Source organism: Roseateles chitinivorans (assembly GCF_050632145.1).
GTDB classification, from domain to species: Bacteria; Pseudomonadota; Gammaproteobacteria; order Burkholderiales; family Burkholderiaceae_C; genus Roseateles; species Roseateles chitinivorans_B.
This window is the reverse complement of sequence record NZ_CP192577.1, coordinates 4,283,905-4,298,375: the sequence shown is the minus strand read 5'-3', so window position 1 is coordinate 4,298,375 and position 14,471 is coordinate 4,283,905. Positions and strand designations below refer to the sequence as shown.

Below are 14,471 nucleotides of genomic sequence, written 5' to 3'. Positions count from 1 at the left end.
ATTCACCTGGAGGGCTGTCTCTGCTCCCTCAACCGTTCGATGGCGCGGATCCCCGCTTCCATCTTCTCGCGCGCCGACGAGTTGGCGGAGTGCACCCGCATACGCGGCGGCACGAAACCGTGAAGCGCCACGGCTTCCTCGACCCACAGCACCACGTCGTAACCCGTGCCGCGTTCGTCTTCGCCCAGATCGTGATCCAGGCTGACCTCCTCGACGCCACCGAGCTTCAGCAGCTCGATGACTTCGTCTGGCCAGTAGGCGCGCGTCCATCCCTCCGGCGTGGCCCGCTCATCATCCAAATAGATCCGCATCTGATGTCCCTTTGGCCCGAGGCGCCTCGATCAACCGTTCGTCGCGATCGCGTGGCGAGCCTTCGCCTCGTCATAGCAGGTCACGCACACGATCGCCATGCGATTGAACGCCTTGAACCCGTCGGTCAGCCCATCTTCCTGCTGAAACTTCTCCTCGCAGGCGTGACACCAGGCTTGGAGATCGTCCGGATCGCTGCTGTTCTCGATGAACCCGGCCGGTGCCGGTCCTGACGGCAGAAGGTGCCCGCAGATCACGGCCGAGACGCGATCCCCATGGGCGCCGCAGTTGATCATCATGGGGTCAGTCGTTGTCATGCCGCGCCCGGCCATCGGTGGTAGTCCTGGATCCTTGCAGGAGAGTGTCTGGTGGCGATCATCAAGACGACTCGTCGTCGACGACGTCTCGCTCGAGGACGGCATCATCGCTTCCGGGCCAGGGGGCTCGCGGCGTGCTGCACATTGCACAGACGCGCGCCTGCGGCGTGCGCAGCGGCTTGCCGCAATGGGTGCATGGCGGGCCGTACACGCTGATCCGATGATGGAACAGGGCGTTCGGATTGCTTTCCTTGAACCCCGTCAGGCGCTCGTAGTTCGCCAAGGCCTGTTGACCGAAACCCTTCTGGTTGGCTTCGGCCAGCGAGCAGCCGTGCTCGATCCGGTAGCGTTTGATCTGCTCGATGGCATTCGACAGATGTGGCTCGATCTCCTCACGCCACTCCCGGTCCGTGAGCATCGGCAGGTCGATACGGCATCGCCAGCAGTACATCGTCTTGGGCATCGGCGCGATCTCGCAGGATTGAGTCCGGCGCGAGCATAGTCGCAGCCCGACGCCGCTGCGCGGCCCCGCTCACCCCGGCGACACCGTCCCCACCGCCTTCAACGCCGCGATCACGCCCGCGTGCGCATTCACCAGCTCGGGCGACTGGTCGAAGCGCTCCGCGTACCGCTTCATGAACGGATCCGCGCTGTCGCGGTCCAGGCTGAGCAGACCGCGCAGGCGCTGCGCCACCGGCAGCGGCGTCTGCTTCGCATCCGCGGCGCCGTCGATCGCCTCGTCCAGCATCGTGATCAGCCGGCTCAGCGGCTCCAGCCACTTCATCTCCTCGCCGAAGGCCATGACCTGGAGGAACTCGCCCGCGCTCTGCGGGCCGTGGGCCTTCTGGTAGTCGCCGCGCTCCAGCTCGACCAGCGCGCGGTGGAGGTCGAGGAGGCTTCGTCGGAGTTGGTGGCAGGCGTCGGTCGTCATGGCGGAGGCGGAATTCGTGGAGCTCACAGGGTAGCCGCACGCGCCGCCCGGCGCATGCCCCATCCGGGCCAGTCGTGTCGCGTCGGCAGCGCCGCATGCCGGTTCGCGCCGTCCGGCGCCGGGCCGGGCATGCGGCATGCCCGCCCTGCCCCGCTTTTGGATGACGTCGATCGCGCCCGGCGCGCGCGGGCGTCCATGAATCGAGGGTCGCCGCCGAAGATCCTCCATCGCGCGCGGGATTAGTGTTGCATCGGTCCTCGAGACCGAGATGACATTCAAGGAGATCCCCATGCGCCTCATCCCGATGGCGAAGGTCCCGCTCGCCGCCGCACTGGGCGTCGCCGCGCTGTTCTCGCTGGCGTCCGCCCCGGCCGCCGCCGAGTACTACCAGTACACCTACACCGGCAACCTCTTCACGAGAACCTACGAGGACCCCTGGGCGCCGGTCGGCGATCCGACCGGCGGGCGCTCGTTCAGCCTGGTGTCCATCAACGCCGTGGTCACCACGAACGCGCCGCTCGGCAGCCGCATCGGGCTGGGGGACGTGCTCAGCTTCAGCATTTCGATGACGAGCCCGGATCCCTTCGGCCCCACCGCCACGCTGAGCTACCCCTTCCCCCGCCGTTCGATTGCGGCGGCTGCCCCCAACCGGGCTTCTCGGGCAGTCTCTCGATGTCCGACTTCAACTTCCTGAACCAGCCCAGCAACTGGGAGCTGTCGATCAGCACCCAGACCTTCTATCCGACCGGACGCATGGGCTGGCTCACGCTGTCGACGTCGCGGGGTCGCGACCTGCTCGACGGCGGCTATGAAACCGCCTATGCCGAGACCGGCGGATTGATGAACTCCCCAGGCATCTGGGCGATGTCCGTCGTCGTGCCGGAACCCGCCACCTATGCGTCGATGCTGGCCGGCGTCGCGCTGCTCGCCGGCGTCTCGCGCTGGCGGAGGACGCGTCGGGACCGGGCGCCCGGCTGATCACGCCCTCAGCGCGGCTCCGACTTGCCCTGCTCGCCGAAACGGATCGAGATGATCCGCCCCTCGCGGATCCGGATCACCGCCGGCAGGTAGCCGTCGCCGCGCTCGTACAGCCACTCGTCCGTCATCACGCAGGCCACCTGCGGGACCGGCTGCACCGGCTGGACCTGACCCGGGTAGTACTGGACGACCGGTGCAGGCGGCACCAGCACCCGCGCGCAGTAGGAGTCGGCGATGGCCGGCTGGCCGCAGGCGCGCAGCAGGAAGACCCGGGAGTCGCCCTCGCGCACGCCGCCCTCGCTGCAGCGCAGCGACTGCGCCTGGACGGCCGTCCCGGCCACCAGCAATGCGCCCCAGGCAAGGCAGCGGAGGGCCCAGCGGCGTCGATCGGCTCTTGTCATGTCATGCTCCCGCAGCGGTCCCGGCCTCGCTCATGGAACCGGTCATGGGACCGGTCAACCTGAGACGGGCAACGGACGCGCCCTCCCCCTCGTTGACCGCCCGGGGGCAAACCCGATCCGCAGAGCGCGCACCGGCGTCGCCGTCGGTGCAGACGGTCCGGCCGACCGCTCAGCGCTGCTGGTCCGAGGGCGCGATCTGGGCCGCGCGCGCCTTCGCCTTGGCGATGTAGGCGTTGTACGCCGGGATCGCGACCGACAGGATGACGCCGGCATACAGGATCGGCAGCAGCAGTCCGAGGATGCGGACGCCCCAGTTGTTGGGCGGCGGCGGCGGGCCGAAGCGGTTGGCGCGTTTGCGGCCGGGAACGAACGCCCACACCAGCATGATCAGCGGGACAATCAGGCTCGCCGACCACCAACCGCTGATGCCCAGGTCGTGGCAGCGCTTGACGCCCGTGATGACGTGGAACCAGAGAAGACCCAGCCACAGGACCGACGCGACGGTGATGATGGTGCGCTCATCTTCGCCCGCGGCGGCAATCACGACGCGCGACAGGATGCCGTACACCAGCATGCCGGCCATCAGGTAGGCCAGGTATCGCAGCCGACCGATGCGTCCCTGGATCCCGAACACGTTGAGTTCCGACATGCCCTCCGAGGGCGCCACGTCGGCCACATGCGCCTTCGGCGCCGCGTAATGGTTCAAGGTCTGTTCGGTCACGAGGTCCCTCCTGCGATGAATGAGTATCTGCCGTCCAAGGCGGTGAATCAGAGCAACCCGGCGCGCTTGACCTGGTGGTACCGGTTGACCAGCGTCGACGCCAGCTGACGCGGCTCGACATCGATGGACAGCCGGTCCTGGTCGACCACGCGGGCGAAGGCGTCATGGCGGGCCTGCGACAGCAGGTGCGCGCTCGCGACCGCGACCGCGTCCTCCGCTCCCGCGATCGGCTGCCCGGCGATGCGACCCAGCGCGGTCTCGCGCAGGCTCGCCAGCAACACCAGGTGCCGGCGCCGCAGCAGGCGCAACGCGGGCTGCAGTTCCGGCGAGTCCTCGTCGCGGAAGTTGGTCAGCACGATCACCAGCGAGCGCCGGCGCAGCCGGTGCGACAAGGCCTCCGCCGCGGCCAGGTAGTCGGAATGGTGGCCGCCCGGCTGCAGGTCGTGCATCTTGTTCATCAGCACGTTGAGCGTCCCCATGCCCTTGCGCGGCGCGCAGTCCCGGCCCTGGCCCTCCTCGTTGCCGAAGGTCATCGCGCCGACCTCGTCGCCTTCGGACAGCGCGACGTAGGCCAGCAGCATCAGCGCATCCAGCGCGTCGTCGAAGTGGCTGGTCTCGCCCGCGCCGGCCGACTGCTCGTCCGCGCGCATGCGCCGTCCGCAGTCGAGCAGGAACATCACGCACTGGTCGCGCTCGTCCTGGAACTCGCGCACCACCGGCTTGCGGTGCCGCAGCGAGGCTTTCACGTCGAGGTGGCGCAGCGGATCGCCCCGCTTGTATTCCGCGAGCTGACGGAAATCGGTGCCCTGCCCGCGCTGGATGAAGGTCTTGATGCCGATCTGCGCCAGACGGCGGTCGCCCGACAGCCAGCCGTAACGCGCCAGCGCGGCGAAATTCGGATAGACGCGCAGATCGCTCGCCTCGCCGACGCGCTCGCGCACCTCGAAGCATCCCGCGCGGCTGCGCCACAGCAGCTGGGTGCGACCCAGCCGCGCGACGCCGCGCTGGCGCGCCGTGACGCGGAAACTCACGCGGCTGCGGCTCTGCGCGGCGAGCGCGAGCGTGCGCGGCAGGCCGTCGAAATCGAAGATCGGGTCGAGCTCGTCGAAGACCTTCACCCGCCAGGCCAGCTCGCTCGCGTTGACGAGGTCGAGCTTCAGTTCGGTCGATGCGCCGATGGCGAAGGCCGCGGGCAGGCGACGTTCGATGCGCACGCCGCTGTGGCGCCACAGGCGCAGGCTGCGCCACAGGTCGACGCCGGCGATGAGCAGGAACAGGCCGAGCAGCGCGCCGCCCGACGGCGCCACGACCGCGAGCGGCGCACCGGCCGCCAACGCGACGGCCGCGGCCACGGCCAGGCCGGCCAGCACCGCGATGCTGGCCCGCGTGGGCAGGACGATGCGACGCACGGTGTCCATCAGAGCCGCGGCGCCTCCACGCTCTCCAGCGCGGCGGCCAGGATCTCGTCGAGGTCGCGCCCTTCGATCTGGGCGTCCGGCGCCATCGTCACGCGGTGGCGCAACACCGCCAGCGCCTGCTTGGCGACGTCGTCCGGCGTCACGAAATCGCGGCCCTCGATCAACGCGACGGCCCGCGCCGCGCGGATCAGCGCCACGCTGGCGCGCGGTCCCGCGCCGAACTCCAGGCCCGGCCAGTTGCGCGTCACCCGGACCACGCGCACCGCGTAGTCGATGACCTTGGCGTCCACGTGCACGAGGCTGGCCAGGCGCTGCAGTTCCAGCACCTGCACGTCGTCCAGCACCGGCTGCACGACCTCCAGCGGCAGCTCGTGCCCGGCGCGGTGCGCCGTCACCAGCTGCACGATGGCCGTCTCCTCGTCATGCGTCGGGTAACCGATGCGGATCTGCAGCAGGAAACGGTCGAGCTGCGCCTCGGGCAGCGGATAGGTGCCCTCGGTGTCCACCGGGTTCTGGGTGGCCATCACGATGAAGGGCCGCGGCAGGCCCAGGCTCTCGCCTTCCAGCGTGGCCTGGTACTCCTGCATCACCTCGAGCAGCGCGCTCTGCGTCTTGGCCGGCGCGCGGTTGATCTCGTCGGCCAGCAGCAGGTTCGTGAACACCGGGCCCTTGCGCACGCGCAGCTGGCCCAGGCCCGCGCCGGTGTCGTCCAGCACGCTGTGACCGATGACGTCCGCCGGCATCAGGTCCGGCGTGAACTGCACCCGCGCGTACTTCAGCTGCAGCGCCTGCGCCAGCGCGCGCGCCAGCAGCGTCTTGCCCAGTCCCGGCACGCCCTCGACCAGCACATGGCCGGACGCCACCACGGCGACGAGCATCTGCTCGACCGCCTCCGGCTGGCCGACCACGGCCTTGCCGACTTCGTTGCGCAGCACCTGCAGCCAGTGCGTGGCGAGCTTGAGTTCCTCGGGCTTGATCATTGCGAAGGTCTTTCGTCGTGGATGCGGTGCGGGTGCAACTCGGATACGGGTTCGGAGGCGGGTTCGGAGGCGGGTTCGTTCGGAGGCGGCCGGGTGCGGCTCACCGGCGTCGGAGCAGCAGCCGGCGCGCGGTCTCGAGCAGCTGCAGGCGGGCGGGCAGCTCCGCCCGGGTGCAGAACCTCGAGGACATCGCCGTGTACAGGTCGTCCCGCGCCACGCCGGTCGCCGTCGCGATCGCGTGCACCCGGTCGGCCAGCGGCAGGCGGCCATAGCCGCGCACGATGCGGGTCGCCGCCTCCTCGAGCGCGCGCTGCTGCGCGCCGAGCAGGGCGTCCCGGCCGTGCCGGTGCAGGTAGGCCCCCATGCCGCGCACCTGCTCCGAGATCGACCGGCGCAGACGCGGCGGCGCGGCCAGGCGCGGGCCGAAGCGCACCGCCGCCCGCCACAGCGCGGCGGCCAGCGTCAGCAGGCCCAGCACGATCGCGATCCAGCCGGTGCGCCACAGCCACGGCGTCAGCGGCTCGCGCTTCTCGTTCAGGTAGATCCAGGCCGTGGCGCCACGATCGGCCTGCACCGTGGCGGTCAGCAGCAGCGGGAGGTCGCAACCGAAAGGCAGGCGGCCCTGGAAGATCGTGGCGCCGGCATTGAGCACCGTCACGCTGCCCCGTCCCTGGGCCACGCGGACCCCTTGCCGGCCCGACGCCTGCGTGAGCGTCCAGTCCGCCCGATGCCCCGGCTTGACCCTCAGACGCCTGCTCCAGGTGAATTGGCTGCAGAGATCGAGCGACTCGATCCCGCCGAAGACCGGCGGCTCGGAGAAGGCCACGTCGCGGTCTTCCTCGTCGTCCTCGTCGTCCGCGCTTTCAGCGTCTTCCGCGTTCTCAGCGTCCTCAGCCTTCTCCGCGCTCTTGCCGTTCGCGCCTTTCGCTTCGGACTTCGCCTTGGCGGCCGCGTCGGCCGCCGCCCGCTCGCGCTGGGCCCGCTCGGTGACATCGACGGCCTCGACGGGCACCCAGTCCGCGAGCCCCGTGTCGTCCCAGTCCGCGCCCTGCAGCAGCACCAGATGACCGCCGCGCTCGACCCAGGCGCGCATCTGCGCGGCGCGTTCCGGCACCAGCGACCAGTCCGAAGACAGCAGCACCAGACGCGCGCCCTCCGGCGGCATCCGGTCGAGCTGCTCGTGGTGTTCGGCATGCATGCCGAGCTTGCGCAGGATCTGCTCGAACGCGTAGACCGGGTTGTCCCGGGCCTCGCCGGTGGCCGGACGGGGCACGTCCTCTTCCACCCACTCGGTGTTGTTCGAGAGCCACCAGCCGCCGGCGATCAGCGCCAGCGCGGCCAGCAGCAGGAACAGGCGTTCGCGCGTCATGTCGCGCCCCTGGGGTGGTGCCCGCGGTACCCGCCCCACCCGCCGTACCCGCGGTCGCCGCCCTACCCGCGGCGTCCGCGGCCGCGCCGGCCGCCATGCGCGCGTCGAATTCCGCGCACAGGGCCTCGAAACGGTCGGCCGGCAGCTCGCGCTGCGCATAGGCCACCGCCTGCCAGCCCGACACCAGGCGCGACAGGTAGTCCAGCGCGGACGGCGACACCCGCGGCGCCGCCAGGACCAGGCATTCGCGCTCGGTGCTGGCCGAGCGGATCGGCACGCCGTGCCCGTGGACCAGCCGCGACAGCGCGCCGCGGTACAGCAGCGACAGCGCGGCCCGCTGCTCACCGCCCCGCCAGAGCGCGCGCGCGGCGGCGCCGATGTCGGCCGGCAGGCTCTCCGGGCGGATGTCCAGCGTCCCGACGTGCGTCGGCGGCGCGACCTGGAGCGCGCGACCGCCGCCCTGGCCCTTGAGCCAGTCCCGCAGGCGCAGCAGCACCCAGATCAGCGCCGCGGCGCCGATCAGCCACAAGGCCACGCGCAGGCCCGACGACAGGCTGCTGAACAGGTCAGTCCACCACCGCGCGCCCTTGCCCGTCTTGTCCTTGTCCGGCGGCTTGTCCTCGGGGGCCTTCTTCTTGAGGCGCAGGACCTTCTTCTTCTCGTCGCCGGCCCACAGCGGGTCGGCGCGGACCTCGCGCTCGGCCCGCCACACGGTCTCCGCATCGATGGCCGAGGCGGCAACCTTCGCCGGCTCGGGCGCCGGCCGAGGCTCGGCGGCGGTTTCAGCAGCGACGGCGGCGGCGGCGGCGGCGGCACCGCCGCACGCCAGGATCACGGCCGCGAGCCGCCCTTCACGCGAACGCACGGCGGAACTCCTGCTCGATGTCCCAGGCCTCGAGGACCACGCGACGGTTCAGGTACATGGCGAATCCCGCCGCGACGTAGAACGGCTCCAGGAACAGCACCACCAGCGCGTAGGCCGACGCGATCGCGAGGTCCAGCCCCAGCTGCCCGGCCGCGTGCGCGTCCGGATGGAAGAACCAGTCCCACACGCCGGCGCTGCGGTTCTCCGGCGCGAACCACCAGACGAGCGCGATCAGCGCGTAGCAGAGCACGCCCTCGGCATGCGCGAACGCGGTCTGCAGCGCCGTGGCGGCACCGCGGTTGTCGTTGAGCATCAGCTTGGCGCGCTGGCGCCGCGCGGCGCCGCGCTGGCCCTCGAGCTGCTCGATCGGCTGCGTGTAGGCGCGCCACGGCGAGAACCGCCGCCACAGCACCGTGCGCAGGAACTGCCCGCCGAAGACCTGCCGGCGCGCGCGCCACAGGTCGCTCCAGCGCGTCGCCTCGCCGAAGACGGCGCGCGACATCACGAACAGCAGGCTGCGGTCCAGCCACGGCTTGAGGCAGAAGAGGATCAGGACGGGCACGCCGCCGCCCAGTTCCACGGTGCACATCGCCAGCACCGCGACCGCCAGCAGCAGCGGCGTGAAGCAGCGCCAGATCGACGCCGCCTGCGAGCGCACCAGCGCCAGGCCCAGGTCGCAGGCCTCGGCCTGGCTGCGCGGACGCAGGACGATGGCCAGGCCGTCAACCCGCATGGCGCCGCTCCCGTCCCATCAGGCCCAGCCACAGGACCACCAGGATCCAGCACACGGCCGCCACGCCGTACCTCACGCCCGGCGCGATCCAGGCCGCGGAGGACCAGAAGGCCTCGAAGGCCGCGGCCACCAGCAGCAGGAAGAAGGCCGCGTACACGACGGGCACGGACGCGCGCGCGGACGCGGCCAGCGCCTCGAGACGGCTGCGCCGTCCGGGCGCCAGCCAGCCCAGGCCCATGCGCAGCCCGGCCGCGCCGGCCAGCACGATGCCAGTGAGCTCGAAGGCCGAATGCGTGGCGACGAAGGGCCAGAAGTTGTGCCCCAGGCCGACGCGCTGCAGATGCCCGGCGACCGCGCCGATCATCAGCCCGTTGTAGAGCAGCACGAAGGCGCTGCCGACGCCCGCCAGGATGCCGGCGCCGAAGCAGCGGAAACCGATGCCCACGTTGTGGAAGATGTAGATGCCGAACATCTGCCAGTCGTCGCCGGCCTCGCGCAGGCGGCCCAGCACCTGCTTGCCGTCGCCGTACATCGCCTCGTAGTTGCGCAGCTGGGCGGCATCCAGCATCCGGAGCGCGAAGTCGGGACCGGACCACGCCAGCAGGAAGGCCGCGACCAGCGGCACGGCGAACAGCACCAGTGCCGCCAGCACGAAGTGCCCCTGCGCGCGGACCGCGCGGGGCAGGTCCACGCGCAGCAGACGCGACAGCTGCTGCAGCCCGTAGTCCTGGCGGCGGTAGATCAGCTGGTGCGCGTCCTGCGTCAGCGTTTCGAGCCGCGCCACCAGGTGGATCGGATAGGCGCGCGACTGCGCCAGCGCGAGGTGCTCGCAGACGCGGCGGTACTGCGACGCGAGCAGCGCGCCGTCCACGCCCTTGCCCTGCCTGGCGAGCGAGAGTTCGGCGGCGAAGGCGTCCCACAGCGGGCCGTAGGTCGCCTCGAAATGCATCGGGCTCATGCGAGGGTCCTCATGCGGGCTTTCTCACGCGGGCTTTCTCATGCGCGCGTTCTCGTCGGGCTTGCTCATCGACGCCGCCCTCACCGCTTGCCCATCAACCATTGCGCGACGCCGAGCAGGCGGTCGGTCGCGCCGCGCGGCCTGGCGCCCGGCTCCTCCGCCGGCAGCACCGGGACGGCCAGCAGCGCGAGCTCCTCGAGGCGTTCCGGCGTCAGCCGCTTCGCGCGGCCGGCCCAGGACCGGATGGCGGCCTGCTCGCCCTGCTTCAGCGGGCGCGCCGGCGCCAGCGGCGACGCGGCGGGCGGCGCGTCGTGCAGGACCACGGGCCTGGCATGGACCACCAGCGTGCCGGCGGCCAGGTCGCCCAGGCGCTTGCAATCGCGGTGCAGCAGCATCGTCACGATGCCGAAGGCATACCCCAGCGGCAGGAAGTCGGCGACGCGCAGCAGGTTGCGGGTGACCGACGCCGCCGGGGTGACCGGCAGGCCGGTGTCCATGACCACGCGCAGGCCCGCCGCCTGCTTGCCGGGGGTGGCGCCGGAGCGTCCCAGCTCGAAGGCGATCGGATACAGCCATTCCACGAGGAACATCCCGATCAGCATCAGGCCGTGGCCCAGCCCGCCCAGGCCCGTTGCCCCCAGGGCCATCACGAGGATGAGGTCGAGGATCAGCCGGATGAGCAGGTCGAGCAGGAAGGCCATGGTCCGCGCCACCAGCCCGGCGGGCCGCAAGGACAGGACGATGCCTTCAGGCGTCTCGGCCTGCGCCAGCGTGTCGATGCGGGGCGCGGGCGCGGCGGGATGCGAGCTCAGAGCTTGATCACCTTCGTGTCGGCGATCGTGTCATGCAGGCACTGGCGCGACTCGCGGAAGATCAGCAGGCAGTCGAGCAGCGCGTAGATCATCGAGGTGATCACGTTGACGTTCAGCAGGAAGCCGATGCCGTAGCGCAGGCCGAGCAAGCGCAACGCATCCGGCTTGGAGCCGTCCGTGCGGACGATGCGGATCTTGAAGAGCATCTTGGCCACGGTCTGCCCGCGCGTCAGCAGCGGCCAGGACTGGACGATCAGGAAGCAGGTGAAGCCGAGGAACAGCGACGACAGGTTCAGGGCCGTCATGGAGAAGGTCGCCCCGCGCTGGGCCAGCACCTCCTTGATCGGCGGTACCAGGAAGGCGACGACCATCAGGACGAGCCAGAGGATGGCGGCATCGACGATCGCCGCGACGAGGCGGATGCCCCGGCCGGCCAGGACGTCGCCGGACTCGGCGGTCGCCACATCCGCCACCACGGCCTGGGGCGGTGCGAAACGGTCTTCGTTGGAAACGGACATGCTTTCACTCCCTCTCAGAATTTTGGAGGGCATTGTGTCAGCGCTTCTGGGAGTGGTCGATGGGGGCATCACCGACCTGGACGGGATCCGCCACACCCTCTGGGGGGATTGCCGTCATCGGCACGCCACGCCGGGGCCGGGTCTTGCGTGAGCCTGACGCGGGCCGTGCCTCGGACGAGTCCCGGATTGTGATTCTGGTCGTCACCGACCCGGGAAATCCGAAGCGTCCACCGCCTCGACTGCGGTCCGGCCGAACTTTCAGTTCCGGTCGGGACGGACCGGCAACCCGCCGGCGGATCCGTCCGCCTCCGTCACCCGGCCGCTCGCGCGGCGGCTGGCCCGGCTGCCCGCGGCGGGCTTGGCAGCCTCGGCGGGCGCGGTGGCGGCAGGCGGCGTGACGTCGGCGGGCTCGGCCTCCGGAGCCGGGGCCGGACTCGGCACCGGACTCGACGAATGGGTGGGCGACGGGCTGGTCGACTGCGTGGGCGCCGTGGCCGGCGCCGGCGTCCCCGCAGGCCCCGTCGATGGTGGCGACCGCGTCGCCGACGCGGCGGGCTGGTTCATCGACGCCGCATCCAGCGGCGGCCCCACGGTGCCGGATTGGCGCCGGCTGGCATTGCCCGTGGCCGGCGGCTCGGTCGTCTGCGCGATGGCGGCCGCCGCGACCAGGGTCACGCAGAACGCAGTCAGGAAGATGCTGAATTGCTTCATCGCCGGTCCTCCAAGGGAACGAAGTTCCGAGGCGGCGCGGGATATCGGCGCCGGACAGGCTTCCTGGCAATCCGCATTCCCGGACGTGGGAAGCGCGCCTGGCACCCGCCCCTCCGGGCAGCCCGGCGCCCGGACCACTGACCGCGGCCGCCGGCCACTCCCGCGTCCCAGGGTCCACCAGGGGACTGGCGCACCGGGCCGGCAGGTACAGTCCGGGGCCCCCTCCCCACTGTCACCATGGAACGTCTCGAGCCTTCGTTTCCGACGCTGCAGTCCTGCGCCGACGAGCCCATCCACATCCCGGGATCGATCCAGCCGCACGGCCTGCTGATCGCGCTGCGCGAAGGCCGGATTGCCGCCTGGAGCGACAACGTGCCCGCCCTGCTCGGCCTGCAGCCCACGCTGGGACTGCCGTGGCAGGACCTGGCCCTGCCCGGCACGGTGCACGGCGAGCTGACCCTGCTGGCCGACGAGGCCGCGCTGACGCCCGGCATGCCGGCCTTCTGCGAGGTCGAGATCGGCGGCCGGGCGCACGATGCGGTGGTCCACGTCCACGACCACCACACCCTGATCGAGATCGAGCCCCGCACCCAGCCGCTGGCGCCGCTGAGCTCCCAGGCGCGGGTCTACGACCGCATCCGCCGCGCCGGCTCGATGGAGGCGGTGCTGCAGGTGGCCGTCGACGCCATCCGCGCATGGACCGGCTTCGACCGGGTGATGGCCTACCGCTTCCGCCACGACGACAGCGGCGAGGTCGAGGCGGAGGCGAAGTCGGACGCACTCTCCTCGTACCGCGGCCTGCGCTACCCGGCCAGCGACATCCCGGCGCAGGCGCGCCGGCTCTACCTGCTCAACACGCTGCGGCTGATCCCGCACGTCAGCTACCGCGCGGTCGCGCTGGTCGGCCACCCGGAGGCGCCGCCGCTGGACCTGACGCACTCGGTGCTGCGCAGCGTCTCGCCGATCCACGTCGAGTACCTGCACAACATGGGCGTGGGCGCGTCGATGAGCGTCTCCATCGTCGTCAACGACAAGCTCTGGGGCCTGATCGCCTGCCACCACATGAGCTCGCTGCAGGTGCCCTACCCGGTGCGCTCGGATTGCGACGTGCTGGCCCACATCCTGTCCTCGGCGATCGCGACGATCGAGGCGCGCGAGTTCGCACGACGCCAGGCCGACACGGCCTCGCTGGTGGCCGGACTGGCGGCCGACATCGGCATCGCGGACGACGCGATCACGGCGCTGCTCGGCCAGTCGGCGCGCCTGCGCGACGTCCTGCGCGCCGACGCGCTGGTGCTGGCGCAGCAGAGCAAGGTGGTGCCGGCCGGGGACCTGCCGCAGGAGCTGGCCGTGGCCATCGCGACGGTGCCCTGGACCGGCGACATGCCGGCCCTGCGCTCCTGCAGCGACGACTGGCCCGAGGCGCTGCGGCCGCTGATCGGTCAATGGGTCGGCGCCATGTGCCTGCCCTTCGACGCCAGCAACGGCGGCCGGCTGATCGCGCTGCGCAAGGAGCAGCGCGAGACGGTCCGCTGGGCCGGCCAGCCCGACAAGGTCGTGGCGCGCGGCCCCAACGGTCCGCGGTTGACGCCGCGCGGCTCCTTCGCGGAATGGCGCGAGCAGGTCAAGGACTGCGCGGAGCCCTGGACTGAAACGGACGTGCGCTTCGGCAAGCAGCTGATGCTGGAGCTGCAGCGCACGGCGGCGGCACGGCATGCGGAAGTCGAGGCGGCGCGGCGCAACCTGCTGGCCATGCTCGGCCACGACCTGCGCGATCCGCTGCAGGCGATCCAGATGGTGGCCGGCGTGCTCAAGCGCGAGCCGGATCCGGCGCAGACGGGACGGCTCGGCGCCCGGCTGGATGCCTCGAGCGGACGGATGCATCGGCTCATCACGCAGGTGCTGGATTTCAGCCGGGCGGAGGTCGGCATGCAGCTGCACACCGAACTGCGATCGCTGGACCTGGAGGCGCTGCTGCTGGACCTGGTCGAAGAGGTCCGCATGGGCCATCCCGGCTTCGAGATCGTCGCCCGCACGGCGGGTCCTGCCACGGTGAGCGGCGATCCCGTGCGGCTGGCGCAGGCGATGTCCAACCTCATCTCGAACGCGCGGCACTACGGCGCGCCGGGGCGCCCGGTGACGGTGGTGCTCGCGCCGACCGGTGACGGCGGTCAGCGATTCAGCGTTGCCAACGAGGCCGACGAGATTCCGTCCGCCGTGGCCGCCGAGCTGTTCGAGCCGTTCAAGCGCGGCCTGGAGCGCGGCGCGCCCAACCGCAGCGGGCTCGGCCTGGGGCTCTACATCACGCACCGCATCGTCGAGGAGCACGGCGGAGCGCTGGATTACCGGTACGACGCACCGACTGTGGTGTTCTCGTTCACCGTCGCTGGCGACACGCCCGGCGCCGGGGTGGCCAGCGGCACCTGATCGATCGACCTGCTCGATCGTCC

The 14,471-nt window shown here is 71.2% G+C and carries 17 protein-coding genes; 3 read left to right on the top strand and 14 right to left on the bottom strand.

Features of this window, described 5'->3' with window-relative positions; all coding sequences use genetic code 11:
* Window positions 1-2: 2 nt before the first annotated feature.
* The 4 genes from ACQ86G_RS19750 to ACQ86G_RS19735 form a co-directional block, all read right to left on the bottom strand.
* Window positions 3-311: a cyclic-phosphate processing receiver domain-containing protein gene (locus tag ACQ86G_RS19750; protein WP_431256914.1), complete on the bottom strand. Its 309-nt coding sequence runs from the start codon at window positions 309-311 to the stop codon at window positions 3-5.
* A gap of 30 nt (window positions 312-341) precedes the next feature.
* A complete protein-coding gene (locus ACQ86G_RS19745) occupies window positions 342-608 on the bottom strand; it encodes a hypothetical protein (RefSeq protein WP_431256913.1) in 267 nt (88 codons plus the stop codon).
* A gap of 79 nt (window positions 609-687) precedes the next feature.
* Entirely contained in the window at window positions 688-1,089 is a 402-nt protein-coding gene (locus ACQ86G_RS19740; RefSeq protein WP_431256912.1) for a hypothetical protein, read from the bottom strand.
* A 69-nt stretch (window positions 1,090-1,158) separates the two neighbouring features.
* Window positions 1,159-1,557: a hypothetical protein gene (locus ACQ86G_RS19735; RefSeq protein WP_431256911.1), complete on the bottom strand. Its 399-nt coding sequence runs from the start codon at window positions 1,555-1,557 to the stop codon at window positions 1,159-1,161.
* Window positions 1,558-1,846: 289 nt separating this feature from the next.
* Between ACQ86G_RS19735 and ACQ86G_RS19730 the strand changes: the two genes are divergently transcribed.
* Window positions 1,847-2,251, top strand: coding sequence for a hypothetical protein (locus tag ACQ86G_RS19730; protein ID WP_431256910.1), 405 nt, complete (start codon window positions 1,847-1,849; stop codon window positions 2,249-2,251).
* Window positions 2,230-2,535: a PEP-CTERM sorting domain-containing protein gene (locus tag ACQ86G_RS19725; protein WP_431256909.1), complete on the top strand. Its 306-nt coding sequence runs from the start codon at window positions 2,230-2,232 to the stop codon at window positions 2,533-2,535. The genes ACQ86G_RS19730 and ACQ86G_RS19725 overlap by 22 nt, the downstream gene beginning before the upstream one ends.
* A gap of 8 nt (window positions 2,536-2,543) precedes the next feature.
* Here ACQ86G_RS19725 and ACQ86G_RS19720 read toward each other — a convergent pair whose 3' ends face one another.
* The 10 genes from ACQ86G_RS19720 to ACQ86G_RS19675 form a co-directional block, all read right to left on the bottom strand.
* Window positions 2,544-2,936 (bottom strand): DUF2845 domain-containing protein, encoded by a 393-nt coding sequence (locus ACQ86G_RS19720; RefSeq protein ID WP_431256908.1) that lies wholly within the window; start codon window positions 2,934-2,936, stop codon window positions 2,544-2,546.
* Between the two features lie 169 nt (window positions 2,937-3,105).
* On the bottom strand, window positions 3,106-3,657 hold the full coding sequence (locus tag ACQ86G_RS19715; RefSeq protein ID WP_431256907.1) for a DUF805 domain-containing protein: 552 nt from the start codon (window positions 3,655-3,657) through the stop codon (window positions 3,106-3,108).
* Window positions 3,658-3,704: 47 nt separating this feature from the next.
* On the bottom strand, window positions 3,705-5,075 hold the full coding sequence (locus tag ACQ86G_RS19710) for a DUF58 domain-containing protein (RefSeq protein WP_431256906.1): 1,371 nt from the start codon (window positions 5,073-5,075) through the stop codon (window positions 3,705-3,707).
* Window positions 5,075-6,055: an AAA family ATPase gene (locus tag ACQ86G_RS19705; RefSeq protein WP_431256905.1), complete on the bottom strand. Its 981-nt coding sequence runs from the start codon at window positions 6,053-6,055 to the stop codon at window positions 5,075-5,077. Before ACQ86G_RS19705 ends, ACQ86G_RS19710 begins: the two co-directional genes overlap by 1 nt.
* Before the next feature lie 100 nt (window positions 6,056-6,155).
* Complete coding sequence (locus tag ACQ86G_RS19700; protein WP_431256904.1) at window positions 6,156-7,424, bottom strand: DUF4350 domain-containing protein; 1,269 nt, start codon at window positions 7,422-7,424, stop codon at window positions 6,156-6,158.
* Between the two features lie 851 nt (window positions 7,425-8,275).
* The gene (locus ACQ86G_RS19695; protein WP_431256903.1) at window positions 8,276-9,022 is read right to left on the bottom strand and encodes a hypothetical protein; all 747 of its coding nucleotides are present in this window, start codon (window positions 9,020-9,022) and stop codon (window positions 8,276-8,278) included.
* Window positions 9,012-9,980, bottom strand: coding sequence for a stage II sporulation protein M (locus tag ACQ86G_RS19690; RefSeq protein ID WP_431256902.1), 969 nt, complete (start codon window positions 9,978-9,980; stop codon window positions 9,012-9,014). Before ACQ86G_RS19690 ends, ACQ86G_RS19695 begins: the two co-directional genes overlap by 11 nt.
* Before the next feature lie 80 nt (window positions 9,981-10,060).
* Window positions 10,061-10,711 carry an RDD family protein gene (locus ACQ86G_RS19685; RefSeq protein ID WP_431256901.1) on the bottom strand — a complete coding sequence of 217 codons (651 nt, stop codon included), beginning with the start codon at window positions 10,709-10,711 and terminating at the stop codon, window positions 10,061-10,063.
* A 77-nt stretch (window positions 10,712-10,788) separates the two neighbouring features.
* Window positions 10,789-11,310 carry an RDD family protein gene (locus ACQ86G_RS19680; protein ID WP_431256900.1) on the bottom strand — a complete coding sequence of 174 codons (522 nt, stop codon included), beginning with the start codon at window positions 11,308-11,310 and terminating at the stop codon, window positions 10,789-10,791.
* 258 nt (window positions 11,311-11,568) lie between these two features.
* Window positions 11,569-12,021, bottom strand: a complete 453-nt coding sequence (locus ACQ86G_RS19675) for a hypothetical protein (protein WP_431256899.1) — start codon at window positions 12,019-12,021, stop codon at window positions 11,569-11,571.
* A gap of 237 nt (window positions 12,022-12,258) precedes the next feature.
* Between ACQ86G_RS19675 and ACQ86G_RS19670 the strand changes: the two genes are divergently transcribed.
* A complete protein-coding gene (locus ACQ86G_RS19670; RefSeq protein ID WP_431256898.1) occupies window positions 12,259-14,448 on the top strand; it encodes an ATP-binding protein in 2,190 nt (729 codons plus the stop codon).
* Window positions 14,449-14,471: the final 23 nt, after the last annotated feature.

Excerpts from the sequence above, each read along its gene's own strand:
- ACQ86G_RS19750 (WP_431256914.1), bottom strand. The coding sequence starts at position 311 with ATGCGGATCTATTTGGATGATGAGCGGGCCACGCCGGAGGGATGGACG.
- ACQ86G_RS19745 (WP_431256913.1), bottom strand. The coding sequence starts at position 608 with ATGATGATCAACTGCGGCGCCCATGGGGATCGCGTCTCGGCCGTGATC.
- ACQ86G_RS19740 (WP_431256912.1), bottom strand. The coding sequence starts at position 1,089 with ATGCCCAAGACGATGTACTGCTGGCGATGCCGTATCGACCTGCCGATG.
- ACQ86G_RS19735 (WP_431256911.1), bottom strand. The coding sequence starts at position 1,557 with ATGACGACCGACGCCTGCCACCAACTCCGACGAAGCCTCCTCGACCTC.
- ACQ86G_RS19730 (WP_431256910.1), top strand. The coding sequence starts at position 1,847 with ATGCGCCTCATCCCGATGGCGAAGGTCCCGCTCGCCGCCGCACTGGGC.
- ACQ86G_RS19725 (WP_431256909.1), top strand. The coding sequence starts at position 2,230 with ATGTCCGACTTCAACTTCCTGAACCAGCCCAGCAACTGGGAGCTGTCG.
- ACQ86G_RS19720 (WP_431256908.1), bottom strand. The coding sequence starts at position 2,936 with ATGACAAGAGCCGATCGACGCCGCTGGGCCCTCCGCTGCCTTGCCTGG.
- ACQ86G_RS19710 (WP_431256906.1), bottom strand. The coding sequence starts at position 5,075 with ATGGACACCGTGCGTCGCATCGTCCTGCCCACGCGGGCCAGCATCGCG.
- ACQ86G_RS19705 (WP_431256905.1), bottom strand. The coding sequence starts at position 6,055 with ATGATCAAGCCCGAGGAACTCAAGCTCGCCACGCACTGGCTGCAGGTG.
- ACQ86G_RS19700 (WP_431256904.1), bottom strand. The coding sequence starts at position 7,424 with ATGACGCGCGAACGCCTGTTCCTGCTGCTGGCCGCGCTGGCGCTGATC.
- ACQ86G_RS19695 (WP_431256903.1), bottom strand. The coding sequence starts at position 9,022 with ATGCGGGTTGACGGCCTGGCCATCGTCCTGCGTCCGCGCAGCCAGGCC.
- ACQ86G_RS19690 (WP_431256902.1), bottom strand. The coding sequence starts at position 9,980 with ATGAGCCCGATGCATTTCGAGGCGACCTACGGCCCGCTGTGGGACGCC.
- ACQ86G_RS19680 (WP_431256900.1), bottom strand. The coding sequence starts at position 11,310 with ATGTCCGTTTCCAACGAAGACCGTTTCGCACCGCCCCAGGCCGTGGTG.
- ACQ86G_RS19675 (WP_431256899.1), bottom strand. The coding sequence starts at position 12,021 with ATGAAGCAATTCAGCATCTTCCTGACTGCGTTCTGCGTGACCCTGGTC.
- ACQ86G_RS19670 (WP_431256898.1), top strand. The coding sequence starts at position 12,259 with ATGGAACGTCTCGAGCCTTCGTTTCCGACGCTGCAGTCCTGCGCCGAC.